28 protein-coding genes are annotated in these 24,042 nt (G+C 57.0%); 25 read left to right on the top strand and 3 right to left on the bottom strand.

From position 1 onward, the window contains the following. The first annotated feature begins 3 nt into the window (after window positions 1-3). The gene (locus tag HMPREF0576_RS04270) at window positions 4-558 is read left to right on the top strand and encodes a DUF2815 family protein (RefSeq protein WP_004010833.1); all 555 of its coding nucleotides are present in this window, start codon (window positions 4-6) and stop codon (window positions 556-558) included. Window positions 559-636: 78 nt separating this feature from the next. Next, window positions 637-2,604, top strand: coding sequence for a DNA polymerase (locus tag HMPREF0576_RS04265; protein ID WP_004010832.1), 1,968 nt, complete (start codon window positions 637-639; stop codon window positions 2,602-2,604). On the opposite strand, the gene HMPREF0576_RS04260 is transcribed toward HMPREF0576_RS04265, so the two are convergent. Then, on the bottom strand, window positions 2,601-3,545 hold the full coding sequence (locus HMPREF0576_RS04260; protein WP_036324253.1) for an Abi family protein: 945 nt from the start codon (window positions 3,543-3,545) through the stop codon (window positions 2,601-2,603). The two genes, HMPREF0576_RS04265 and HMPREF0576_RS04260, sit on opposite strands and share 4 nt — an antisense overlap. Before the next feature lie 481 nt (window positions 3,546-4,026). Here HMPREF0576_RS04260 and HMPREF0576_RS04255 point away from each other — a divergent pair, with 481 nt between their 5' ends. From HMPREF0576_RS04255 to HMPREF0576_RS04220, 8 genes are all read left to right on the top strand, one after another. After that, window positions 4,027-4,791, top strand: a complete 765-nt coding sequence (locus tag HMPREF0576_RS04255) for a phage antirepressor (protein ID WP_004010830.1) — start codon at window positions 4,027-4,029, stop codon at window positions 4,789-4,791. Then, a complete protein-coding gene (locus HMPREF0576_RS04250) occupies window positions 4,788-5,225 on the top strand; it encodes a DUF7768 domain-containing protein (RefSeq protein ID WP_004010829.1) in 438 nt (145 codons plus the stop codon). Before HMPREF0576_RS04255 ends, HMPREF0576_RS04250 begins: the two co-directional genes overlap by 4 nt. Further along, a complete protein-coding gene (locus HMPREF0576_RS04245; RefSeq protein WP_004010828.1) occupies window positions 5,222-7,483 on the top strand; it encodes a phage/plasmid primase, P4 family in 2,262 nt (753 codons plus the stop codon). The genes HMPREF0576_RS04250 and HMPREF0576_RS04245 overlap by 4 nt, the downstream gene beginning before the upstream one ends. Window positions 7,484-7,618: 135 nt before the next feature. Then, a complete protein-coding gene (locus HMPREF0576_RS04240) occupies window positions 7,619-7,897 on the top strand; it encodes a VRR-NUC domain-containing protein (protein WP_004010827.1) in 279 nt (92 codons plus the stop codon). Next, the gene (locus tag HMPREF0576_RS04235) at window positions 7,878-9,254 is read left to right on the top strand and encodes a DEAD/DEAH box helicase (RefSeq protein ID WP_004010826.1); all 1,377 of its coding nucleotides are present in this window, start codon (window positions 7,878-7,880) and stop codon (window positions 9,252-9,254) included. Before HMPREF0576_RS04240 ends, HMPREF0576_RS04235 begins: the two co-directional genes overlap by 20 nt. Then, entirely contained in the window at window positions 9,245-9,703 is a 459-nt protein-coding gene (locus HMPREF0576_RS04230) for a hypothetical protein (RefSeq protein ID WP_004007626.1), read from the top strand. Before HMPREF0576_RS04235 ends, HMPREF0576_RS04230 begins: the two co-directional genes overlap by 10 nt. Before the next feature lie 143 nt (window positions 9,704-9,846). Further along, window positions 9,847-10,224 (top strand): HNH endonuclease, encoded by a 378-nt coding sequence (locus tag HMPREF0576_RS04225; protein WP_004010825.1) that lies wholly within the window; start codon window positions 9,847-9,849, stop codon window positions 10,222-10,224. Between the two features lie 281 nt (window positions 10,225-10,505). Further along, window positions 10,506-11,078 (top strand): P27 family phage terminase small subunit, encoded by a 573-nt coding sequence (locus tag HMPREF0576_RS04220; protein ID WP_004010824.1) that lies wholly within the window; start codon window positions 10,506-10,508, stop codon window positions 11,076-11,078. 22 nt (window positions 11,079-11,100) lie between these two features. On the opposite strand, the gene HMPREF0576_RS04215 is transcribed toward HMPREF0576_RS04220, so the two are convergent. Then, window positions 11,101-11,310, bottom strand: coding sequence for a hypothetical protein (locus HMPREF0576_RS04215; RefSeq protein WP_115306589.1), 210 nt, complete (start codon window positions 11,308-11,310; stop codon window positions 11,101-11,103). 115 nt (window positions 11,311-11,425) lie between these two features. Between HMPREF0576_RS04215 and metK the strand changes: the two genes are divergently transcribed. From metK to HMPREF0576_RS04175, 8 genes are all read left to right on the top strand, one after another. After that, complete coding sequence (gene metK / locus HMPREF0576_RS04210; RefSeq protein ID WP_004010822.1) at window positions 11,426-12,616, top strand: methionine adenosyltransferase; 1,191 nt, start codon at window positions 11,426-11,428, stop codon at window positions 12,614-12,616. After that, the gene (locus HMPREF0576_RS04205) at window positions 12,588-13,838 is read left to right on the top strand and encodes a site-specific DNA-methyltransferase (protein WP_036324248.1); all 1,251 of its coding nucleotides are present in this window, start codon (window positions 12,588-12,590) and stop codon (window positions 13,836-13,838) included. Before metK ends, HMPREF0576_RS04205 begins: the two co-directional genes overlap by 29 nt. Next, on the top strand, window positions 13,835-15,346 hold the full coding sequence (locus HMPREF0576_RS04200) for a DNA cytosine methyltransferase (RefSeq protein WP_004010821.1): 1,512 nt from the start codon (window positions 13,835-13,837) through the stop codon (window positions 15,344-15,346). The genes HMPREF0576_RS04205 and HMPREF0576_RS04200 overlap by 4 nt, the downstream gene beginning before the upstream one ends. Before the next feature lie 76 nt (window positions 15,347-15,422). Beyond that, on the top strand, window positions 15,423-15,611 hold the full coding sequence (locus HMPREF0576_RS04195) for a hypothetical protein (RefSeq protein ID WP_036324513.1): 189 nt from the start codon (window positions 15,423-15,425) through the stop codon (window positions 15,609-15,611). Continuing rightward, window positions 15,608-16,255 (top strand): hypothetical protein, encoded by a 648-nt coding sequence (locus HMPREF0576_RS04190; protein WP_004010819.1) that lies wholly within the window; start codon window positions 15,608-15,610, stop codon window positions 16,253-16,255. Before HMPREF0576_RS04195 ends, HMPREF0576_RS04190 begins: the two co-directional genes overlap by 4 nt. A 122-nt stretch (window positions 16,256-16,377) precedes the next feature. Continuing rightward, window positions 16,378-16,650, top strand: a complete 273-nt coding sequence (locus HMPREF0576_RS04185; RefSeq protein ID WP_115306590.1) for an Nmad4 family putative nucleotide modification protein — start codon at window positions 16,378-16,380, stop codon at window positions 16,648-16,650. 222 nt (window positions 16,651-16,872) lie between these two features. After that, window positions 16,873-17,067 (top strand): hypothetical protein, encoded by a 195-nt coding sequence (locus HMPREF0576_RS04180; RefSeq protein ID WP_004010817.1) that lies wholly within the window; start codon window positions 16,873-16,875, stop codon window positions 17,065-17,067. A gap of 104 nt (window positions 17,068-17,171) precedes the next feature. Further along, on the top strand, window positions 17,172-18,776 hold the full coding sequence (locus HMPREF0576_RS04175) for a terminase large subunit (RefSeq protein WP_004010816.1): 1,605 nt from the start codon (window positions 17,172-17,174) through the stop codon (window positions 18,774-18,776). Here the strand turns inward: HMPREF0576_RS04175 and HMPREF0576_RS04170 are convergent. Then, window positions 18,762-19,103 carry a hypothetical protein gene (locus HMPREF0576_RS04170; RefSeq protein ID WP_004010815.1) on the bottom strand — a complete coding sequence of 114 codons (342 nt, stop codon included), beginning with the start codon at window positions 19,101-19,103 and terminating at the stop codon, window positions 18,762-18,764. The genes HMPREF0576_RS04175 and HMPREF0576_RS04170 overlap by 15 nt on opposite strands. Window positions 19,104-19,133: 30 nt before the next feature. On the opposite strand from HMPREF0576_RS04170, the gene HMPREF0576_RS04165 reads away from it, so the two are divergent. Genes HMPREF0576_RS04165 through HMPREF0576_RS04135 form a run of 7 tightly spaced genes read left to right on the top strand, consistent with a single transcriptional unit; the run spans window position 19,134 to window position 24,029 of the window. Next, window positions 19,134-20,438, top strand: coding sequence for a phage portal protein (locus HMPREF0576_RS04165; RefSeq protein WP_004010814.1), 1,305 nt, complete (start codon window positions 19,134-19,136; stop codon window positions 20,436-20,438). Beyond that, a complete protein-coding gene (locus HMPREF0576_RS04160) occupies window positions 20,435-21,313 on the top strand; it encodes a head maturation protease, ClpP-related (protein WP_004010813.1) in 879 nt (292 codons plus the stop codon). Before HMPREF0576_RS04165 ends, HMPREF0576_RS04160 begins: the two co-directional genes overlap by 4 nt. Before the next feature lie 26 nt (window positions 21,314-21,339). Continuing rightward, entirely contained in the window at window positions 21,340-22,557 is a 1,218-nt protein-coding gene (locus HMPREF0576_RS04155; RefSeq protein ID WP_004010812.1) for a phage major capsid protein, read from the top strand. A 32-nt stretch (window positions 22,558-22,589) separates the two neighbouring features. Further along, on the top strand, window positions 22,590-22,907 hold the full coding sequence (locus tag HMPREF0576_RS04150) for a head-tail connector protein (RefSeq protein WP_004010810.1): 318 nt from the start codon (window positions 22,590-22,592) through the stop codon (window positions 22,905-22,907). Between the two features lie 12 nt (window positions 22,908-22,919). Continuing rightward, window positions 22,920-23,258, top strand: a complete 339-nt coding sequence (locus tag HMPREF0576_RS04145) for a phage head completion protein (RefSeq protein WP_036324241.1) — start codon at window positions 22,920-22,922, stop codon at window positions 23,256-23,258. After that, on the top strand, window positions 23,251-23,688 hold the full coding sequence (locus tag HMPREF0576_RS04140; RefSeq protein WP_004010808.1) for an HK97-gp10 family putative phage morphogenesis protein: 438 nt from the start codon (window positions 23,251-23,253) through the stop codon (window positions 23,686-23,688). The genes HMPREF0576_RS04145 and HMPREF0576_RS04140 overlap by 8 nt, the downstream gene beginning before the upstream one ends. After that, entirely contained in the window at window positions 23,685-24,029 is a 345-nt protein-coding gene (locus HMPREF0576_RS04135) for a hypothetical protein (protein ID WP_004010807.1), read from the top strand. The genes HMPREF0576_RS04140 and HMPREF0576_RS04135 overlap by 4 nt, the downstream gene beginning before the upstream one ends. Window positions 24,030-24,042: the final 13 nt, after the last annotated feature.

Below are 24,042 nucleotides of genomic sequence, written 5' to 3'. Positions count from 1 at the left end.
AACATGACAACCGCTACTAACCCAACTCGCATTGTTACCGGCGAAGTACGACTCAGCTACGCCCATATTTGGGAGCCGAACTCCATCCAAGGAGGCAAACCGAAGTACTCCGTCTCCCTGATTATCCCCAAGTCCGACACCGCCACTATCACCGCGATCGAGAAGGCCGTGGAAGCAGCCATCGAAGCAGGTATCGGGAAGTTTGGTGGCAAGCGACCCAACAAGGCAGCCCTCAAGCTCCCGCTGCGCGATGGAGATATTGAGCGTGACGACGAAGCCTACAAGGGCGCCTACTTCTTGAATGCCAATTCTCTGACTGCTCCACAGATTGTTGATATGAACGTGGCTCCGATTCTTGGTCGTGCCGAGGTTTATTCTGGCTGCTACGCCCGCGTTTCCTTGAGTTTCTATGCGTTCAACACGAACGGGAACCGTGGCATCGCCTGCAGGCTTGGGAACATTCAAAAGACCCGTGACGGAGAAACCCTTGGCGGTGGACGAGTTTCCGCTGAGACCGACTTCGGTTCCTTCGCGGCTGATGACGACTTCCTGAACTAACCATCCCCACACGTGGAGGGAATCAGCACATCTTGTTGGTTCCCTCCACTTTTCCTCTGATGTGAAAGGAACCCCGTCATGCGAACACTCTTCTGCGATATCGAGACTTTCAGTCCTGTTCAGCTCGCCAAGGCGGGTGTTTACCCGTATTGCGAGCACCCAGACTTCGACCTGTTGCTCTTCAGCTATTCGGTCGACGGCGGCCCGGTCGAAATAGTGGATCTCGCCAACGGACAATCAATGCCCGACGAGGTGCTGGCGGCACTGGTGGATCCGGATGTGGTCAAGTGGGCGCATAACGCCGCCTTCGAACGAGTCTGCCTCTCAGCATGGCTACACCGCCATCATTCCGAGCTTCTCGGTGATGGGTTTCTTGACCCAAGGCAGTGGCGCTGCACTATGGTGTGGAGCGCCTATTTGGGGTTGCCGATGAGCCTCGACGCGATAGCCGCGGTTTTGAAGCTTGACGTGCAGAAAGACAGCGCCGGACGCAAGCTGATCAAGCAGTTTTGTACACCCGCCACGCCCTCGGTCTTGAATGGCGGCAAACACAGGAATCCACCATCGGCTGATCCGACCGGATGGGCACATTTCATTGACTACAACCGTCGTGACGTCGAAGTCGAACAAGCCATCCACGACAGACTGGCTTGTTTTCCGATGCCAGAGTCCGAATGGGACACCTACGCTCTTGACCAACGCATTAATGATGCCGGGATTCTTCTCGACCACACGCTCGTCGATAATGCCGTTGCCGTGGACGAGCACCACCGCAACGCGTCGCTTGCTCGGGCGCAGAAGCTCACGGGGTTGGACAATCCTAACTCGCCGATCCAGCTCAAACAATGGCTTGCCACCAGAGGTTGCGAACTCGAATCGCTAGCGAAAGCCGAGGTCGATTCCGCCCTCGATACCGCGACTGGCGCGGTGAAGGAAGTCCTCGAACTTCGCGGCGATCTGGCTAAATCTTCGGTGAAGAAATACCAGGCGATGCAAAACGTCGCAGGCAGTGACGGCCGGGCTCGTGGGCTCATCCAGTTCTACGGAGCAGGACGTACCGGGCGCTTCGCCGGACGCCTCGTCCAAGTCCAAAACCTGCCAAGGAATTACCTGCCTGATCTCGACCAAGCGCGCACGCTCGTCAGAACGGGCAACCTGGACGCACTTGAGCTGCTCTACGAGTCCGTGCCCGACACGCTCAGCCAACTCATCCGGACCGCCTTCATCCCTAGTACCGGCCACAGGTTTATTGTCGCGGACTTTTCTGCAATCGAGGCGCGCGTTATCGCATGGCTCGCAGGAGAAACCTCGACTCTTGAAGCGTTTCGTGAGGGGAAAGACCTCTACTGCGAGACCGCGTCGCGCATGTTCGGCGTCCCAGTCGAAAAGCACGGCGTTAATGGTGAGCTTCGTCAGAAGGGGAAGATTGCGGTGCTCGCCTGTGGTTATGGCGGCTCGGTCGGTGCTCTCAAAGCTATGGGAGCCCTCAATATGGGACTCGCTGAGCACGAACTCAAACCGATCGTGGACGCATGGCGGCAAGCTAACCCGCACATCGTTGGGCTCTGGGCGGACGTCGAAGAAGCAGCCATCGCTGCGATCTCGTCGCGCCAGCCGATCCGGCTACGCAACCTGCGCTTTAGCGTTGAGTCTGGGATTTTCTTCATCGAACTGCCCTCTGGTAGACGGCTTGCCTATGTGCAGCCGCGTCTGGGTGAGAACCGTTGGGGCGGCACCAGCGTCACCTACACCGGAACCACCACAGCCAGACGCTGGGGACAGTTAGAAACCTACGGTGGAAAACTCGTCGAGAACATCGTCCAGGCGATCGCTCGCGACCTTCTCGTCACTGGCATGCACGCAGTCGCCAAGGCGGGGCACCAGATTGTGATGCATGTTCACGACGAAATCGTCATCGACGAACCCGAAAATTCCGGCTTCACCGTGACTGATGCATGTGCTCTTATGTCGACGCTCCCAGCCTGGGCCGAAGGTTTGCCGTTGGACGCGGATGGGTATGAGTGCGCCTATTACCGTAAGGATTAGCTGTTGATTGTCCAGATGGGATCTTGTTTCCAGCTGGGGCTGGCACCTATGTGCGTTAGATCGACGCCAGGAATTTCGGTGGGGAAACTGTCTAGGACGTCGCTGATGGCCTGTATTTCAGCGGTGAAATTTCCTCGTCGCAAGAGGAATGCGGTGATCACCAGCGCGGTGTACATACGTCCTGAAGAATGTGTCACGGCCGATAGCGTTTGGTCGTTGCGGCGGTGTTTGACCAGTGGACGGATAACGAGTTGCCTATTCCATAGTCTGGCGTGGTGAGCGCATATGTTACGAATGTAATTCGCAGTGCGCATCCACGATTCCAACTCGTCGGCACGTGCCAAGTACTTGTCAGCAATGCGACGACGCTGTTCGAAGGGAGCCAACGAAAACAGGGTCACGAGTTGTCCGAACTCAAGAATCTCGGTAACCACCCACACCGGCAAACGACCGTCGTGGGTCTGGTTGTAATGCTTGACGAAATCTTCTGTAGAGCGCGACTGTGTTTGGGTGAGCTTCTGCGTAAAGAATGCTGCTCTGTGATTCATCGCCCCCGATGGCCAAATCCGTTCGAGGTCGAGGTGAATGAACGGATCGATCTCACCCAGCACGTGCCCCACGTCAACTCGCAGGCACACCTCCAGCTTGCATAGCGCCTGCCACACAGCCAAGCGTAGCCGCTCATCAAACTCGTACAGCTCTACCACATGCCCCATACGTGCACCGAGAACGAAATGGTCCAAACGCCGTTGCGGCGAATCAGATGGAGCGATCTGACGCAACGGGTAGGAGTATCCCGAAAGCCGGTAATAGCCGACAGTAGATAACTCGCGGCGGTAATCACCGGCATCCAATAGGCCACGACGAGTGAGAATATTAATCTGCTCATCGATACTGGCCCACGGTTTATCGACCACCAGCCCACCTGCTTCCAAAAACATGAAGACCGGCTCTGACCTGTCTCGGAAACCGATACAAGCGAGCCGGTACTAGTGGTAATCACTATACCGCGAAAACAGCGACAGAATCAAGAACTCGGCGAAGTATCACCATCAGAGAAGAAAGCTTATCCAAGACCGCTAAGAAACGAGAACCGACCCTGCGCTCCCACCGAGGCGGGCAGCGGAACCGGTCATGTTGTCTAAAAGACCACCGTGTCGGCACCGCTGTAGCAAGAGAATGATGGTTCTTCCACACAGAGCACTCGAGAAATTTGTCTATGCCCCGGCGAGAATACCTGCCAGATTGCTCTAACAGATAGCGCTCCACCGGGGCTTCAACACCAATCGTGCCAGAACGAGAAGCGATTGAGTACCCGTGATTTAACACTTTCGGGCTCGTCGGCAGTGGGGTGAGGCCCTTAACTCCTTGTGTCGACCGGCACGATTTTTTCTCGACGGGGTCTCGGGAAGGAACCCCGCCATGGGAAACCAGATTCAAACATTCACCAACGACGTGTTCGGCACCATTCGCACCATCACCACTGATGGCCAGATCCTTTTCTGCGGCAAGGACGTCGCCACCGCGCTCGGCTACCAGGATCCGACGAACGCGGTGAAGCTACACTGCAAGGGGGTGGCAAATTACCACCCCCTTGAGACCGCTGGTGGAATCCAGCAGGTCCGCTTCATTACCGAGGGCAACCTGTACCGCCTCATCATCTCCTCAAAGCTCCCGGCAGCGCAGAAGTTCGAAGCCTGGGTGTTCGATGAGGTGTTGCCGACGATTCGCCGCCACGGCATGTACGCATACGACGAACTGCTCGCTGATGATGAGTTCCTCGAGCATGCCATCGCCACGCTGCGTGCTGAGCGGGCCAAGCGCCTGGCAGCAGAGCAAGCCTTACTTGAGGCGGCACCGAAAGTCTCGTACTACGACCTCGTGTTGCAGTCCGATTCGTTGTTGACGACGACCGCGATTGCGAAGGACTACGGACTTTCCGCGAAGAAACTCAACCGGATCCTGCGTGATGCTCACGTGCAGTTCCATCAGTCGGACCGGTGGTTCCTGTACGCGAAGTACGCCGAGCAGGGATACACCCAGTCCAAGACCCACGAATACGGCGAGGGGCAGACCCGCACCCACATGTACTGGACGCAAAAGGGGCGTCTGTTCATCTACGACCTGCTCAAGAACCAGCTCGGCATTCTGCCTGTCATCGAGCGTCAAGGTCAGGTGCAAGCATGACCGCCACGACACTCGATATTGGGTTTTCGAAGAAGAACACCGAAGGCTACCTGGACCTAACCAGCTACCACGCGCTCAAAAAGCTGCAGCGCGAACAATTCGGCTACCGGCCCTTGATTTATATCTGCTCGCCCTACTCAGGCGACGTGCAAGCGAACGTTGAGCTCGCCCGCCAATTCTGCTCCTTCGCAGTGAGCGCGGGCAAAATCCCATTCGCCCCACACCTGTTGTTCCCGCAGTTCATGGATGACGCAGACCCTGATCAGCGGGAGCTGGCGATGTTCTTCAACAGGGTGCTGCTCGCTAAATGCGAAGCCCTCTGGGCATACGTGGGACGCGTCAGCCTTGGTATGCGCTTAGAGATCGGGTGGGCGCGCGACCTCGAGTTGCCGATTAAGTTTTTCGATTCTGATTTCAAGGAGGTCACGCCATGACCACGCCCTTCACCCTCTATGCCGCGAATGTGAGCGGCGTGCAGAACAACAACCACTACCCGAACCAGCAAACCATCGCCGACGTGGCATCCCTGTCTGCAGTCGCGGGCTTCGATCACGTAGCCGCAACCTATGCGAATGATCGCCGCTCAACTGCAGCCTTCATAGCCTCGGACTGCGTGGTGATGGATATCGACAACGATCACACCGACACCGAGTCCGAGTGGGTCACGCCTGAGAAGCTTGGCGAGGTGATGGCGGGCGTGGAGTTCATGGCCGCCACGTCTCGTAATCACATGAAGGCGAAGGGTGTGTTGTCTGCGCGGCCGCGTTTCCACGTTTACTTCCCAATCCGAGAAGTACAAGGCGCAGACGAATACGCAGGATTGAAACACCGCCTCGCGTCGCGGTTTGCTTTCTTCGATCGCAACGCTCTTGACGCAGGACGCTTCATCTACGGCACCTCTAACCCACAAGTTACGGTGCGTGAGGGCGACCAGTTGCTCGATGCGTGGCTCGATAACGCTGATGAGCAGGACGTGTTCGCCGCATTTGATGCTTCCACTCTTGTGATTGGTGAAGGCTCGCGCAACGCTACGTTGTCGCGCTTCGCAGGCAGGGTCCTCATCCGCTACGGCGATACCGACCAAGCACGAGACCTCTTCAATCGCAAAGCCAACCTTTGCGAACCACCGCTCAACGAGGGCGAATTACAGACGATTTGGAATAGCGCGTGCAGGTTCGCTTCGAAGGTCGCTGCTGATCCAGGCTATCTGCCGCCAGAGGCTTATGAGGCGTTGGCGGGTTTGCGTCCGGATGATTTTTCCGATGTCGGTCAGGCAGACACATTAGCTGGCGAATACGCGAACAAGATCCGCTACTCACTGGCTACCAAGTGGCTTGTCTACGACCATGGCGTGTGGGATGAGAACGACTTATCTGCACAAGGCGTCGTTCAGGAATTGACCTCCCGCCAGCTCGAGGAAGCCGACCGCTTGATCGCGTCCACGTGGGAGACCATGACGGCAACCGGTGCAGATCTCGTGATGGCCTCCGCCTCGTCGAAAGCACGCGGCATCGCCAAGCTCACGCCTGTGCAAGCGACCGCGTTCCGGGCGTGGGATGAGGCAAAGAACTACCACAAGTTCGTTCTCTCCAGGCGTTTGTCACGCAACATCACGGCCACGTTGAAAGAAGCCGGGCCGATCTTGCAGGTACGTATCCGTGACCTTGACGTCGACCCCTACCAGCTCAACACCCCGGCAGGCACCTGGGATCTGCGCGACGGCACAAGCCACGAGCACAACCCAGCCGATCTGCTGACCAAGCAGACCGCTGTCAGCCCCAGCGATGAGGGTGCACAGATCTGGGCCGACGCGCTCGACGTGTTCTTCCAAGGAGATCCTGAGCTGATTAGTTACGTGCAGCGCATTGTTGGCTTGGCGGCTATCGGCCAGGTTTTCGTCGAAGCGCTCGTCATCGCCTACGGGGACGGGCGAAACGGCAAATCCACCTTCTGGAACACAATCGCCCGCGTGTTGGGGACGTATTCGGGCACGATCTCAGCCGACGCGCTCACGGTCGGGGTGCGCCGCAACGTCAAACCCGAACTCGCCGAAGCCAGAGGCAAACGTCTCTTGATCGCGGCTGAAACCGAAGAAGGTATGCGCCTATCAACCTCGAACGTCAAACAGCTTGCCTCGACCGATCAGATCTCGGCAGAGAAAAAGTTCAAGGACCCCTTCGCCTTCACCCCCTCCCACACCCTCGTGCTCTACACGAATCACCTGCCGCGTGTGGGAGCCATGGACGCAGGCATCTGGCGCAGGCTCATCGTCATCCCGTTTAACGCCACCATCGAAGGTGATACGGACGTGAAGAACTACGCCGACCACCTGTTCGAAAACGCGGGCGGAGCAATCCTTACGTGGATTATGGAGGGCGCGCGCCTCATCCACGCCGAGGGCTACAAGCTCAAAGCCCCGCCTCAGGTGGTTCAAGCCTCGCAAGCATATAAGGAGGATAACGACTGGTTCTCGCAGTTCCTTGAGGACTCATGCGACGTCGAGGATGGCTTATCGGAGAGGGCTGGTGACCTCTATCAGACGTATCGGGCGTGGGCGCAAAACACCTCAGGATGGGCGCGCCCGATGGTCGACTTCAACGCTGCGGTCGAACAAGCCGGATTCGTGCGGAAAAAGACCAAGCACGGCATGTACGTCTACGGGCTCGCGATCGCATCCGAGTTCGGCAACTAACCCCATGGTGACGAGCTGTGACGAGCCATTCCCTACCTTACGCATGTGAAATTACATGGTGTTTTTCTCTATATAAAAGGTTAGGAACGACTCGTCACATGCCGTCACCCCTAAAAGTGAACTCAAGGAGTGACCATGAACGAACGAACCATAGAACGCCAACTGAAGAAAGCCGTCGAAGCCTGCGGTGGCTTGTGCTGGAAGCTTGTCTGCCCTGGAACCAGCGGCGTACCTGACCGGATATGTCTGATGAACAGCCGGGTTGTTTTCGTTGAACTCAAAGCAGCAGGCAAACAACCCAGGCCAATCCAGCAGCGTCGGATGAGCCAACTGCGCGACCAGGGTTTTCAGACCTTCGTTGTTGATTCGGTGGACGGCATACGGGAGGTGCTTGATGCACTACACGCCGCATAACTACCAATCCACCGCCACCGAGTTCATCATCGACCATGACGAGGCCGCGATTCTCCTTGGCATGGGTTTGGGCAAGAGCGTGATCACGTTGACGGCGATCTGGCAGCTCATGCTCGACTACTTCACCATCTCCCGCGTGCTGGTTGTCGCACCGCTTCGAGTAGCGCGAGACACCTGGCCCGCCGAAATTCGCAAGTGGGATCACCTTGACGGGCTCACCGTCGCGGTTGCTGTCGGCACCAAAGCCGACCGGCTGGCGGCGTTAGCCAAGTCTGCGATAGTGACCATCATCAACCGTGAAAACATTCCCTGGCTCGTGAACCAGATGGGCGGTAGCTGGCCGTTCGACATGGTCGTCATCGACGAACTCTCCAGCTTCAAAAACCACCGTGCGAAACGGTTCACGGCGCTGGTGAAAATGCGCCCCTTCGTTAAACGCTGGGTCGGGCTGACCGGCACGCCAGCCTCGAACGGGCTCATGGACGTGTGGGCGCAGTTCCGGCTTCTCGACGGCGGCGAGCGTTTGGGCCGGTTTATTACTCGTTATCGGGAGCGTTGGTTCGTACCCGATAAACGCAACGGGATGCAGGTGTTCACCTATAAGCCCCGCGCGGGTGCCGAAGATGAGATCTACGGTGTGATTGGTGACATGACGTTGTCGATGAGAACCACCGACCACCTGCAATTACCGGAATTGACGGTGACGACAATGCCTGTGGTGCTGGAGCCGAAAGAGCGCAAGGTCTACGAGCAACTCAAAGCTGACCTCGTTCTCGACCTTGATGGGGCGACGATTGATGCCGCGAACGCCGCAGCTTTGTCCGGCAAGCTACTCCAACTCGCGAGCGGCGCGATCTACACCAGCAACGGTCAATGGACGGCGGTTCATGAGCGCAAGCTCGACGTCCTCGAAGATCTCATCGAGGCAGCCAACGGCAACCCACTGCTCGTGGCCTACTGGTTTACCCATGACCGTCAGCGCATCACCGCCCGCTTCCCGCAGGCTCGCGAACTTAAAACAAGCGCGGATATCGAGACATGGAACAAAGGTGAGATCACCCTCGGCTTGATCCACCCAGCATCGGCGGGTCACGGATTGAACCTCCAGGCAGGCGGGCATCTGCTGGTGTGGTTCTCGTTGACGTGGAGCCTGGAGCTTTATCAACAGACGAACGCTCGCTTGTATCGGCAAGGTCAATCCGAACCTGTGACGATCACGCATCTGGTTGCGGAAGGGACGCTCGATGAAGCCGTGCTCAAAGCTCTTGATGCGAAAGATGCTACGCAGGCTGCGTTGATCGACGCGGTCGCACACGAAATCCACACAACCACTGAAAGGACAAGCTCATGCATGTGATGACGAAATACCTCGACACAAGGAAAGCCGCGATCGCAGCTCTGCAGGATTATGCGGTGATGGAACAGATCATCGAGAGTACTGACGAGCAGATCAAGGCGGCTTATGCTGATGCTGCTAGTCCTGCTTCTCCGCGTATGGACGGCACACCACCCTCGGGTGATCTGCACGCTTCGGAGAACAGGATCGTTGCGAGCATTGAGCGGATCGATGCGTACAAGGCTCGCTACCTGCAGGCTCGCCAGTACATGGACTGGTTTCTGCCTGCGTGGGAAGTCATCGCTGAAGACGACCGCTTCATCCTCGAAGGCTTCTTCCTCAGCGAGGGGACGCAAGATGAGAAGGTGTCGATGATAGCCGATCATTTCTACGTCGAGCGTGACACGGTCTATCGGCGCAAGAACCGGGCCCTCGACAGGTTCGCCACCGCCTTGTATGGACAGCTCTAGCGTTAGCGGGTATCCGAAACATGCGATAGAAAACCGCATATCAGTGTGAGAACATATAAGTGATTGAAAACTAGGTGAAGCCCCAAGAACCCACACACGGGAATCTTGGGGCTTCACCACATCCGGGGGGGAAGGAGCCAGCGATGCCGGTCAAACCAGCCTCCCCGTGCTCTCACCCTGGTTGTCCCGAGCTCACCCACGACCGCTACTGCGAACAACATGCCAAGGCAGAGGACGCCCGGTATCGGAAGTATCAGCGTGATCCGAAGATCAATCGCCGCTACGGCTCACGGTGGCGCAAGATCCGCGCCGCCTACGTCGCCGCCCACCCGCTCTGCGAAGACTGCCTAGAGGCCGGTCTCTACACGCCAGTACAAGAGGTTCACCACATTCTCCCGCTCGAACACGGCGGCACCCACAACTTCGACAACCTCCGAAGCCTGTGCAAGCCTTGCCACTCCAGGCAGACCGCGCTCGATGATGACCGATGGCGGCAACAACCTCGGGTCTACACCTACTGACGAGCACCCACGTTGTACACTGTCGCGCCGAAGTTCTGGAACCTCAAAGTTACCCACCTTGATGGTGTTCGGCGGACACGGGGCAACGTCGAAAGCCTGGTGAGGGGGTGGGGGTTCTCAATCTCTAACCGCAGGTCAGAGGTCAGCGGGCGGGGCCAACCGTGCGCAAAGTTCCCGAATCAAACAGGGTATTGACCCGCCCCACGAATTCTTCAGCACCTGCGAGCGCACTTTCGGCCTCCAGTCCAAGGCGACAACGGCCTAGACAAGGAGGCACATCCATGGCGAAAGACGGCACGAACCGGGGCGGGCGCCGCGTGCGAGCTGGCGCGAAACCTGATCCGTTGAATGAGAAGCTCGCAGCTGGCCGCCCCGCCACTCGGCTTGAGGATCCGCTGGGTGAGCCGTTCGATTTCGAAGGCAGCGATATTGGGGACGGCGCGGTGCTCGCTGGGGAGACTATGCCTGAACCATCGGATTATCTCTCCGACATTCAGCGCGATGGCAAACCGCTCGGCGCTGACCTGGTCTACCGAGAAACGTGGCAGTGGCTCGATGCTCGTGGCTGTTCCCAGTTCGTCGCCCCACGTCTGATCGAAGCCTATGCGCAGGCGTTCGCCCGCTATGTGCAGTGTGAGCAGGCAATCTCCAAGTTCGGTTTGCTAGGTAAGCACCCGACCACGGGGGCTGCTATCGCTTCCCCGTTTGTTGCGATGAGCCAGTCTTTTGGTAAGCAAGCAAACGTGTATTGGTATGAGATTTTTGAAATTGTGCGGGCGAACTGCACTAGTGACTATTCGGGTGCGGCTCCTGGTGATGAGGTTATGGAGCAGTTGTTGAAAGCACGCTCGTAGATGCGTCCTAGTGTTTTTGAGCTTATTTGGGGCGTTTTGTTGCGCTGAAGCCTGCCCCTAGCGCGCTCCCAACTCCTACGCCGATAGCTAACCCCAAGGCAATATTGTTCATAATGAACCCAAGGGCAGTGCCAGCCATCATCCCGGCCATCATTCCATAGGCCACGGCTTTACCATCACCATCAGAAGGCTCTTGCTCCTGCGGATTAGGTTTACTCGTTTCGTCTTGCACGCATTCCAGTATCGCACACGATTCGGGTTTTCCTCGTTTTCTTCGCTCCCTGCTCCTGTCTGACATGGTGGGGAGTTTTTGTTTCTTTTGATTTTTCTACTGAAAGGGCATTCCTATGACTATGGTTCGCAGCGCTGAAGCAGTGTGTGTCGGCCATCCCAATAAGCTCTGCGACCTGATCGCCGACACCATTCTCGACGACATCCTCTACGAGGATCCTGCTGCCCGCGTTGCAGTAGAAGTGATGGCATCTGGTCACAGGATCATTGTGACTGGCGAGATAACTTCGAAGGTTCGTCCGCGTATTCGTGAGTCGGTGCGTTATGCGTTGGTGAAGGCGGGGTATGTGCCGTGGAAGTTCCTCGTTTTCGTCTGGACTCGCAGGCAGTCTCCAGACATCAACGCAGGAGTCACCCGATCGCTCGAAGCTCGTTTCGGTGACGACACTGAGTTCGCCCTCCAAGGAGCAGGTGACCAAGGAACCGTTTATGGATACGCCACGGCGGAAACCCCGGAGCGTTTGCCGTTGCCGCTGGTGCTCTCACACGAGATTTGCGCCCGCCTCGATAAGGCGCGCAAGGACGGCACGATCACCGGGATCAAGTCCGATGGTAAGGCGCAGGTGACAGTTCGTTACGACGCTGCTGGTAAGCCCGTGGCGGTTGAGACCGTGGTGGTGTCGATCCAACACGAGAAGATCAAGGATCTGGATGAGCTTGCAGCTGAGGTCAAAACACTGATCGTCGCACCCGCGTGTAAGCCGTACCGGCCGATTAGCGCTGATACCGAGATTCTGGTGAATCCCTCGGGCTTGTTTACGGTTGGTGGGCCGAAGGCGGACACTGGACTGACGGGCCGCAAGTTGATGGTTGACACTTACGGCGGTCTCGCCCCTCACGGTGGTGGAGCGTTCTCTGGTAAGGACGCCTCGAAGGTGGACCGCTCGGGTGCATATATGGCGCGCCTGATCGCCAAGACTATCGTCGACGCTCGTCTGGCTCATGAGTGTCAGGTGGCGATCAGTTATGCGATTGGGAAGGCTGACCCGGTCGCCTTCACCATCGACACCCTCGGGACAGGCGAATACTCTGACGAGATCCTCACTGCTGCTGCACGCGAGGTGTTCTCGCTGCGCCCTGGAGCAATCATCGATGCTTTGAATCTTCGCAAGCCTGGTTTTACACAGTATTCAACCTATGGGCACTTCGGCCATGTCGGTCTGCGTTGGGAGAACTCGTTCGCTCACGTTAATGCTTTAGGGAAGGCGGTGAAGAAGCATGCTCATGAAAACAATGCCAATAGCTGAGCTGAAGCCCGCTGACTACAATCCGCGTAAAGACCTCCAGCCCGGCGATCCCGAATACGAGAAGCTCAAGCGCTCGCTCACCGAGTTTGGCTACGTCGAACCCGTCATCTGGAACAAGACCACCGGCAACATCGTGGGTGGGCATCAGCGCTTGAAGGTGCTCGAAGAACTCGGCCACAACACCGTGGATGTGATCGTCGTGGAGTTGGATGAGACGCGCGAGAAAGCCCTCAACATCGCGTTGAATAAGATCAGCGGCGAATGGGATAACGATAAACTTGCCCTCCTCATCGCTGACCTTGACGCTTCGGATTTCGACGCTGAACTGACTGGCTTTGACGATGCTGAGATCGCGCAGCTTATCGGCTCCCTCGACGAGGGTGAGGTGGAGGATGATGATTTCGACCTCACCGCCGCACTCGAAGCAGCCGCATTTGTCCAGCGTGGGGATGTGTGGACGGTCGGTCGCCACCGCCTCGTGTGCGGGGATGCCACCAGTGCCGACGACATCGCCACACTGATGGATGGTAAGCGCGCGAATCTTGTGTTGACCGATCCGCCATATAACGTTGCCTTCGAATCAGGCTCGGGCTTGTCCATCAAGAACGACAAGATGGATGGCGAGAAGTTCTACGACTTCCTGCTATCGGCGTTTACGAACATGGCGGGCGTGTGTGAGAAAGGCGCATCCGCGTATGTGTTCCACGCTGACACTGAAGGGTTGAATTTCCGTCGCGCCTTCGCAGAGGCCGGATTCTATCTTTCGGGGTGTTGCATCTGGGTCAAAGACTCTCTGGTTCTTGGTCGCTCGCCCTACCAGTGGCAGCACGAGCCAGTGCTCTACGGGTGGGTGAAGACAGGTAAGCATCGCTGGTATGCGGATCGCAAACAAACCACGATCTGGAATTTCGCTAAGCCCCGCCGCAACGCCGATCATCCGACCAGCAAGCCGCTGGATTTGTTGGCGTATCCGATCGGAAACTCCACCCAGGCGAACGCGATCGTGCTCGACACCTTCGCAGGCTCAGGCTCAACCTTGATGGCGTGCGAGGCAACCGACCGCATCTGCTATTGCATGGAGCTCGACGAGAAATACGCCTCCGTGATTTTGCGCCGCTATGCCGAACACACCGGGGACGCGGCAGGGATCACCTGTTTGCGTGAGGGCAAAGAATACGCGTATTTGGATTTGGTGCGCGATGTTGATCGGGGTGAATCGTGAGTGCTTTGACGTTGGGGTCCTTGTTTGATGGTTCGGGCGGTTTCCCTTTAGCTGCCAAAATGGTTGGTATCAAACCGATGTGGGCATCTGAGGTAGACCCCTTCGCTATCCGGGTAACTAAGAAAAATCTGCCTGAAGTTCGCCATGTTGGCGATATTAATTTGTTAGATGGTGGCCGGTTACAGCCGGTGGATGTGATCACGTTTGGTTCACCTTGTCAGGATTTATCTATCGCAGGTAAGCGGAGCGGGATTGATGGGTCTCGCTCCTCACTGTTTTACCAAGCTGTGCGAATTATTGAAGAAATGAGGCAAGCAACTCATGGTGCCTACCCAAGATATGCTGTGTGGGAAAACGTGCCGGGCGTATTCTCCTCAAACCACGGAGCCGACTTCGCCGCGGTCTTGCAAGCGTTTATCGAGGTATCCTGCCAGCAAACGCCACGCATTCCTGTTCCTGAAACCAGCTGGGCAACCAGCGGATACGTCTTGGCAGATGGGGCATCACTTGCATGGCGAGTGCTCGATGCTCAATTTTTCGGAGTGCCCCAACGTCGTCGTCGTATCTTCCTTGTCGCAGATTTTGCAGGACAATCCGCACCCGAGATTCTATTTGAGTCCCAAAGCAGCACAAGGAATCCTGACGCGAGCAAAGAAGAAAAACAAAACCCTGCCCGAACAATTAGCCCAAGCACTACAGGCAACCAGTGCGGGGCGTTAACTCTTCGTATGCGTGCCGGTAAGCCAGGCGGTGGTAAAGGGCCGTTGATTCAGCATGACCTTTCAGGCACATTAGGAACTGGTGCTGACCAAGTCTTATTTGAACCTAGCATGCAGGTGATGCTTGATTACCATCCCAATGATTCACGCATCGAAATTGGCGACCAGGTAACAAGTCAAACCTTAACTTCACGAATGGGAACAGGAGGTGGAAATGTTCCACTCCTACTCGACCAACCTGTATACGGTATAAATTCCGTCCACGACAATCGTAAATATGGTGGTGAATGCGGTTACGAAACCACTGTGGCAAAAACTCTTGATTTAGCTGGCGGTAATCCCGCATGCAATCAAGGCGGAATGGTCATTCTCGAACCGATCTATGCTTCTTCGAAATCTGATCATTTCACGAGGGCAACCACAAATGTTTCAGGTGCACTTTTGGCAAGTGATTCACACCAGCCACCTATTGTCGCTAATACGATGCTTCGACCACGCAAACTCACACCCCTCGAATGTTCTCGTCTACAAGGCTTCCCGGACTATTGGTGTGACAACCTCACAAACCTCGACCCAGACGAAGACGAAATCAGGTACTGGGAGGGCGTGTGGAAGAACTGGAACCTAGGACGGGGCGTGAAACCGAAAACTCGCAGCCAAATCACTACTTGGCTGAAAACCGCGCCAACTGATTCAGCACAGTACAAACTGTGGGGAAATGGGGTGGCATTACCAGTAGTGAAATACGTCCTCAACAGGCTACAAAAAGCAGCCAATACGACTGGATAAGCGGGCGCACCTATGGCTGTATGTACATGACCAAACAAGATCCCTAACTGGGGGAAACACGAATTGGAGGATGGTCATGAGCGAACTACATATCGAGATCAGCGAAATGCTCGACGCGGGCATCAATATCTGGGATGTCGAGGAAGCCCACGACATTGCACGAAAGTGGGACTTCCCGCTGGTTGTCGGTGCGATCGAACACGACCCGCACGGCTATTTGCGTCTGGTCGAGTCTTGGTTTGACGGTGAGGGTGTGGCGGCATGAACCAAATTTCGTTCGCCTCGAACCAGAGCGGGCGTAAGAAACTCGCCGACACCATCGCCTCTCACCTTGGCGTCAGAGCGGAGTATACGGGCACGCCCACGTTCGACTACCAGATCGGAAATGCACGCCTTGATCAGGATTGGGTGCTCCACCTCCCAGAGGAGGTCGACACCGACGCCCTCACCGAGACGGCGATTACGGCTGGTTTTGCACCCACGGGCGAGGAGTACGGGCTGACGCTCGCATTCCCCACGACTGGCTGGGACGAGGCCACAGGCGCGAAGCTTGAAGCCCTGCTCGCCGCCAAGGGAGCACTCATCGCCAAGGCACTCGATATTCCAGCCACGCCCATGAAGATGGACGAGGTGGAGGGAACGGTTGAGTTTGCTTGGTTCGATCAGCTTCCTGAGGCGGAGGTGATTGAGGTGGCTAGCGTGCTTATCCAGCTGATGATCGAGCATGCCAAGACCGCCACCCGTATCTCGCCGAAGCCACCTGCGTCGGGTAATGATAAGTATGCGATGCGCTGTTGGCTGCTACGGCTGGGGATGATTGGCAAGGGATACAAGAACGCTCGCCGCGTTCTGCTGGCAAACCTTGACGGGAACGCGGCGTGGAAAACCGCGCCACACCCGGCCGAATAACCCGAGCAGAAACGAGAGACCAGAATCTCTATTTTCCTCGTTAATACGCGGAAGCCGACTGGATATGTGCGGCGACGTATGGCTGTATATACATGACCAAACAAGAGATAAAGGAGAAGGTCATGAACACCGAACTTACAGCCTTGAAGACCACCACAGCGGTTGCCAAGCACTACAAGATCCTGGGACACGCGATGCGCTACGGCACTCACCTGATCGCCACCAACCGCATCTGGAACGATGCCCTGGGCGCTTACGAGCATTTCGCCGCGATCTTCGAAATCCTTGGCGAAGGAAAGAACGCCCCAGTCGCCCTGGCCACCGAAGCTGATGAAGCCTTCACCGACGAAGGCCACGCAACCGCCTGGGCGATCGGCATGATCAACGCCCTCTAACCACCGCGCTAGCCCCGACCCACACCGGCCGGGGCACACCACTCATAGCTTGCCACTCACACACCGGGGACGAATTTTCCTTCTTGTTTGGTCACATGATAGTCCCTCGTGTGTGAGTGGCGATCATCGCTAAAATCCTTTGAAAATAAGCCAATAATGACTGGATATAGTCGCGGGTCTATGGCTGTATGTACATGACCAAACAAGAGAAGGAGCAAGGTCATGAACAGCTTCGAACGCGACAAGCAAGCCATCCACGACGGTGACACCATCGAGGTAATGCGCCGCCGCAAGGTCCAGATCACCACCCTGGAGACGAAGCTCGGACGGGAGAAGAACACCTTCCGTGCCTCCATCATCGCCCACCAGCTCGAGGCCCGCCGAGGCGAATATGCCGCGCTCGACGCCCTGATCTAAACCCCGCACAAGACGCCTGAACCCCCAACGGTTTGGGTGATCTGTTCTGAGCACGCCCCAGCTCCTGGGGCTCTTCTTATACCCACCGAAGGGAGGCAACTGGCGTGCGGACACTCACCGACTACACACCGGCGCGGTTCATGGCTGATGGTTCACGATATGACAAGCGGAAAGCCGACTATGCGGTCGCGTTCATCCAAGCCTTGAAGCACACGAAGGGTCGCTGGTCGGGTAAGCCCTTCCAGCTGATTGATTGGCAAGAGCAGATCATCCGCGATCTATTCGGTACCGTGAAAGCTGATGGCTACCGTCAATTCACCACGGCCTATGTTGAGATCCCTAAGAAGATGGGCAAGTCGGAGCTCGCCGCTGCGGTGGCGTTGTTGCTGACGTGTGGGGATGGTGAGGAACGCGCCGAAGTTTATGGGTGTGCGGCAGACCGTCAGCAGGCTTCGATTGTGTTTGAGGTCGCGGCTGACATGGTGCGCATGAGCCCGGCGTTATCGAAGCGTGTCAAGATTCTTGCCTCGCAGAAGCGGATCATCTACAAGCCCACCAACTCCTTCTACCAAGTCCTCTCAGCGGAGGCGTATTCGAAGCACGGGTTCAACATCTCCGGTGTCGTCTTTGACGAACTGCATACCCAACCGGGCCGTGCCTTGTTTGACGTCATGACCAAGGGTTCGGGTGACGCGCGAACCCAGCCGTTGTACTTCCTCATTACGACAGCGGGTACCGATACGCATTCGATTTGTTATGAGCAGCATGAGAAAGCTGAAGACATCCTCGCAGGCAAGAAACATGACCCGACGTTCTACCCGGTGATTTACGGGGCGGAGCGTGAAGACGACTGGACCGACGAGGACGTGTGGCATAAGGCTAATCCGTCGCTGGGGATCACGGTTCCGATCGAGAAGGTTCGCCAAGCCTGCACAAGCGCGAAACAAAACCCAGCCGAAGAAAACACCTTCCGACAACTTCGCCTCAACCAATGGGTCAAACAAAGCGTGCGGTGGATGCCCATGCACGTCTGGAACGCTAACAACGCACCTGTTGACCTGTCCGACCTTGAGGGCCGCGTGTGTTACGGCGGGCTGGATCTTGCGTCGACGACGGATATCACGGCGTTCGTGCTCGTCTTCCCACCCGAAACAGGTGATGAAGCGTATGTGATTGCGCCATGGTTCTGGATACCGCAAGACAACCTCACACTCCGCGTTAACCGTGACCACGTGCCCTACGACCTGTGGCAGCAACAAGGCTACCTAGAGACGACTGAGGGCAACGTCGTCCACTACGGCGCGATCGAAACCTTCATCGAAACCCTTGGTGAGCGGTTTGATATTCGGGAGATCGCGTTCGACCGGTGGGGCGCTGTGCAAATGAGCCAAAACCTAGAAGCGCTCGGTTTCACCGTTGTCCCGTTCGGGCAGGGCTTTAAGGATATGAGCCCACCGTCGAAGGAGCTGATGAAGCTCGCACTCGAAGGTCGCCTGGCTCATGGCGGGCATCCAGTCCTGTCATGGATGGTCGACAACATTCACATTCGCACCGACCCAGCGGGCAACATCAAGCCCGATAAGCAAAAGAGCACTGAGAAGATTGACGGCGTGGTCGCCACGATCATGGCTCTTGACCGCGCTATTCGAAACGGCACCGGGCACGTCAGCGGCAGTGTTTATGACGAACGCGGCCTACTCGTGCTGTGAGCACGCGCCGATGCCTGTGCCGATCAGTCCCAAGATCGAGTAGGCGACGCCGTAGATGAGGGCTGAATCGTTGTAGTACACGAACAGGGTGGTCAAGAACCCTGCGAACGGGGCCAGTAGCCACCACCAGCCGAACCCGTGGCGTGCCCCATCGATAACGCTCAAAACGATGGTGAGTAGTGGAAACGCGAGGAAGAGCAACGCGATGAACCACTTGGTGTTGGGATCGCTCAGCCTGCTGATCCACATGGAGATGAGCGGCAACAACCAAAATGCCGCTAGCAGGACACTCATCAGTGCCCACGACTGTTTTGAGGGCGCTTTCATATTCCAATTCTACATGTGAAAGGACACCGCATGGGTTTCCTGAATTGGCTGCGTGGCGACACCACCCGCCCCGCCGACGATCATGCGATCAGCTCTGGCTACAGTTTTTTCTTTGGATCGACGTCGTCTGGGCGTCCGGTGACTGAGCGCTCGGCGATGCAGATGACCGCTGTCTATTCGTGTGTGCGGATTCTGGCTGAAGCTATCGCGGGCCTGCCGTTGCACGTCTACCGCCAAAGCAGTAATGGTGCGAAGGTGAAGGCACTCGACCATCCGCTCTACCGGCTGCTTCATGATGAGCCGAATCCAGAGATGACGAGCTTCGTGTTCCGCGAAACGCTCATGACGCATCTGTTGTTGTGGGGTAATGCGTTTGCTCAGGTGATCCGTAACGGCCGCGACGAGGTTATCGGGTTGTATCCGTTGATGCCGAACCGGATGACGGTCGGCCGCGACGAAGCCGGGCGTTTGTATTACGAGTATCAGCGTACGTGGGACGAACCAGCAGGAAGATACGAGACCGTCACGTTGGCCGCGCCCGATGTCCTCCATATTCCCGGCCTGGGCTTTGATGGGCTGGTTGGTTATAGCCCGATTGCTATGGCGAAGAACGCCATCGGCTTGGCGCAGGCTACCGAGGACTACGGCGCATCGTTTTTTGCTAACGGCGCGGCTCCGGGTGGTGTGTTGGAGCATCCGGGCACGATCAAAGACCCCGCGCGCGTCAGGGAATCCTGGCAGGCTACGTTCGGCGGAGCGAGGAACGGGAACAAGATTGCTGTGCTTGAGGAGGGCATGAAATACACGCCGATCAGTGTGTCGCCTGAGCAGGCGCAGTTTTTGGAGACGCGGAAGTTTCAGATCAACGAAATTGCTCGAATCTTCCGTATTCCGCCGCACATGATCGGCGATCTTGAGAAATCTAGTTTCTCCAATATTGAGCAGCAGTCGTTGGAGTTTGTGAAGTACACGCTGGATCCGTGGGTGATCCGCTTCGAACAAGCCATCACCAAAACCCTCCTCAGCTCGCGTGAGAAGCCGCAGATCTACGTGAAGTTCAACCTCGAAGGCTTACTGAGAGGTGACTATAAGTCGCGGATGGATGGGTATGCGGTTGCCAGGCAGAACGGGTGGATGAGCGCCAACGATATCCGCGAGCTAGAAAACCTCGACCGCATCAGCCCAGAAGCAGGCGGTGACCTCTATTTGGTGAACGGCAACATGCTCCCGCTCAGTCTTGCAGGGGCTTACGCCGCCACCCACCAGGAATCAGAACCTGAGCCGTCGTTGGTTGAGGAACCGACGAGTGAATCTTCTTTGAGGAGGAGGATATGAGACGTTTTTGGAACTGGCTCACCCCCGAGCCACACAACACTGACTCGGACGCAGATGCAGTCCGGGTTTTGCATATTAGCGGCACGATCGCTGAAGAATCCTGGTTCGATGACGACATCACACCCAGTATCTTCGCAGCCGAACTCAACGCGGGTAGCGGGCCGGTGAAGATCTGGCTCAATTCGCCTGGTGGTGATGTTGTGGCTGCGGCGCAGATCTACAACATGCTCATCGACTACCCAGGCACAGTCACCGTCAATATCGACGGCATCGCAGCATCGGCCGCGTCCGTAATCGCGATGGCCGCCACGAAGGTCGCCATGAGCCCCGTGTCGATGTTGATGATTCATAACCCTGCCACGATGGCGGTCGGTGACAAGGACGAACTCGCACGTGCAATGAACATGCTTGATTCGGTCAAAGAATCGATCCTGAATGCATATCAGGAGAAGACGGGCATGAGTCGGGCGAAGCTGTCCAAGCTCATGGACGCTGAGACCTGGATGGACGCGAGGGCTGCGATCGACATGGGTTTCGCCGACGAACTCCTCACCAACCAACGCGACCCAATGTTTGCGGTCTCGCTTGAGAAGCCCGACGACCCGGATGACGATGAGGACGAGGTCGACTCCCCAGAGGAACCCGAAGAGTCTGACGTGGACGAGGAGCCGAAGCGCCTGCCGTTCCCACCCAAGAACGTGGGACAAGGCACGGTGTTTTCCCGCCGCGCCTCCGAACAAAAGCTTGTCGCACATCTGACCGCCACATCACCACCGAACCCGGTGCGACCACCACGCCCAACCATTCAACCCGCCGTGCCTGTTGGTCGGCGGGTTTGTGATTTGTACGCCGAACTAGCTAACCAACCCCACTGAAAGGACCAACACTTATGACAACCCCTATGACCGTTTCTGATCTTCGTACCAAGCGCGCCGACGTATGGGAGCGCGCGAAGGTCTTCCTCGATGAGCGCCGCGATGCTACATCGGGCTGCTTGTCGGCTGAAGATGATCAGGCTTACGCGAAGATGGAAGCCGAAATCGATCGACTCACCAACGAGATCGCACGCTCCGAACGAGCCCTGCGCCGCGACGCCGACCTCGCCAAGGCAACCAACACACCGCTGACCTCAATGCCAGGCATGAACCCTGACAATGACGAGGTCAAGCCCACGACCCCACGCGCTTCAGCCTCCTACAAACGAGCCTTCTGGGATGCGATGCGACTGAACATCTCTCCTATGGAAGTACGCAACGCACTGTCCGAAGGCGTCGATACCGAGGGCGGCTACCTCGTCCCAGACGAATTCGAACGCACGCTGATCTCATCACTTGAAGACCAGAACATCATGCGCTCCTTGGCGAAGGTCATTCAAACCACCAGTGGGGATCGTAAAATCCCAGTCGTCTCCACGCATGGCACTGCCGGGTGGCTCGATGAAGGCAAGCCATACACCGAGTCGGACGAATCCTTCACCCAAGTCACCCTCTCGGCATTTAAGCTCGGCACCTTCCTCAAAATTTCAGAGGAACTCTTGAATGATTCGGCGTTTAATGTCGAGCAGTACCTAGCAGCTGAGTTTGCTCGCCGTATCGGCGCTGCCGAAGAAGAAGCCTTCCTCACCGGAGACGGTAAGAACAAGCCCACCGGCATTTTCGCAGCCACTGGTGGTGGTGAGAAGGCGGTGACCACGGGTAAGGCGACGGACATTACGGCTGATGAGCTTATCGACCTGCACTACGCCCTACGGGCCCCGTATCGGAAGAACGCGGTGTGGCTGATGAACGATTCCACCGTGAAAACCGTGCGCAAGCTCAAGGACGGCAACGACCAGTATCTGTGGCAGCCAGCCCTGACCGCAGGAACCCCAGACCTTGTCCTCGGCCGCCCCGTCCACACATCCACCTTCGTGCCTGAAATCAAGGCTGGTGCCTCGACGGTGGCTTTCGGTGACTTGTCGTATTACTGGATCGCCGACCGACAGGGCCGCTCCTTCAAGCGGCTCAACGAACTGTTCGCCACCACCGGACAGGTCGGGTTCCTGGCATCCCAGCGTCTGGACGGCAAGCTCGTCCTGCCCGAAGCCGTGAAGCTATTGACCCAGAAGGCCGGAGCATAACAAACCCCGCACATGGAGAGGAGGTGGCCGCAATGACCACGGTTGATTTGGTTGCGCAGGTGAAAGCGAACCTGCTCATCACCTTCAACGATGACGATCAATTGATCGGCGCGCTGATCAATGCGGCCACCTCCTACGCCTGCTCCTTCCAACACCTGCCCGAAAACCACTACGAAACACACGACATGTCTGGAGCAACCAGGCAAGGCATTGTCATGCTCGCCTCCCATTTCTATGAGTCTCGTGATGGTTCCACGGCAGGTTTCTGGGCAGATAAACCGGATGCCGCTAAAGCGGTATGGAACGCCGTCAACAACCTGCTGCGTCTGGACCGGGATTGGAAAGTCTAAGGAGAACAACTCATGGCTTCTTTGGGATCCATGCGCACCACGATCGACCTCATCCAGCCGACGGTTGTTCGGGATAAGGCGGGGTTCACCACCACACGCTACGAGATCAAAGCGACCATACGGGCGCAGATCGAGGTTCGGCACGCCAGCGGAGCGTGGGTGAATCGCGCCGCCTATACGAAAGCCGACGTTCTCTTCCGCATTCGCGCCATCCCCGGACTATCCGTAACTACGGATATGGAGATCAGCGGACCCGAGGGCAGGTATGTGATCGACGCAGTCGAAGTGATCGGACGTTACGTGGAAATCCTCGCCCATCAGACCACGCCCGAAGGAGAGGTCCATGGCTAGAGTCCAGATTCGCCTTCCCAACGCGTTCATTGATTCTCTCGATGCTGCCAGCCGCGTGCTCGAAACCTCTGCTGATGAGGTGCTTGAGGCGGGAGCCGCCGTGGTCGAGCCGCGTATGCGAGCCAACCTCACGAGTGCGATCGGACGCGCCACCAAGAATCCCTCGCGGTCAACAGGACAACTACTGGCAGCGCTTGGTACGACCTCGGTGAAAGTAAACAACAAAGGTGATCACAACATTAAGGTCGGCTTTGCTGAGAACCGCCGCGACGGCAGAGCGAATGCGTTGATCGCCAGCGTCCTCGAACACGGCCGCAGCAATCAGCCTGCACGCCCGTTCCTTGCACCCACACGGTCGCAAACCCGCAGGGGTGCGATCGAGGCCATGAAGGCGGCGTTGACGGCGCGGATTAAGCAGGTCAAACCATGACCGCATTATTGGAACAACTCACGATGATCGCCGACAAGCTCGGTTTGCCGTTCGAAGTCGGCCTCTACACAGCCACGACCGCGCCAGAAACGTATCTGGTGGCAACCCCACTGACGGACGTGTTGGACGTGTTCGCAGATAACCAACCCAGCGTTGAGATCGAAGAAGTTCGCCTCGCACTCTTCATCACCGGCAACTACCTCAACCTTCGCAACCGCATCACCCGCGCCCTGCTCGACGCCGGTCTAACAATCACCGGGCGCAGCTATGTCGGCTTCGAAGCTGACACTGGATTCCACCATTACGCGATAGACGTCGCAACCCACCACACCTACACATGAAGGAGCATTACTC

Source organism: Mobiluncus holmesii ATCC 35242, from assembly GCF_000185445.1.
Lineage (GTDB): Bacteria > Actinomycetota > Actinomycetes > Actinomycetales > Actinomycetaceae > Mobiluncus > Mobiluncus curtisii.
Note: the sequence above shows the minus strand (reverse complement) of the source record. Positions and strands in the feature narration are given on the sequence as shown.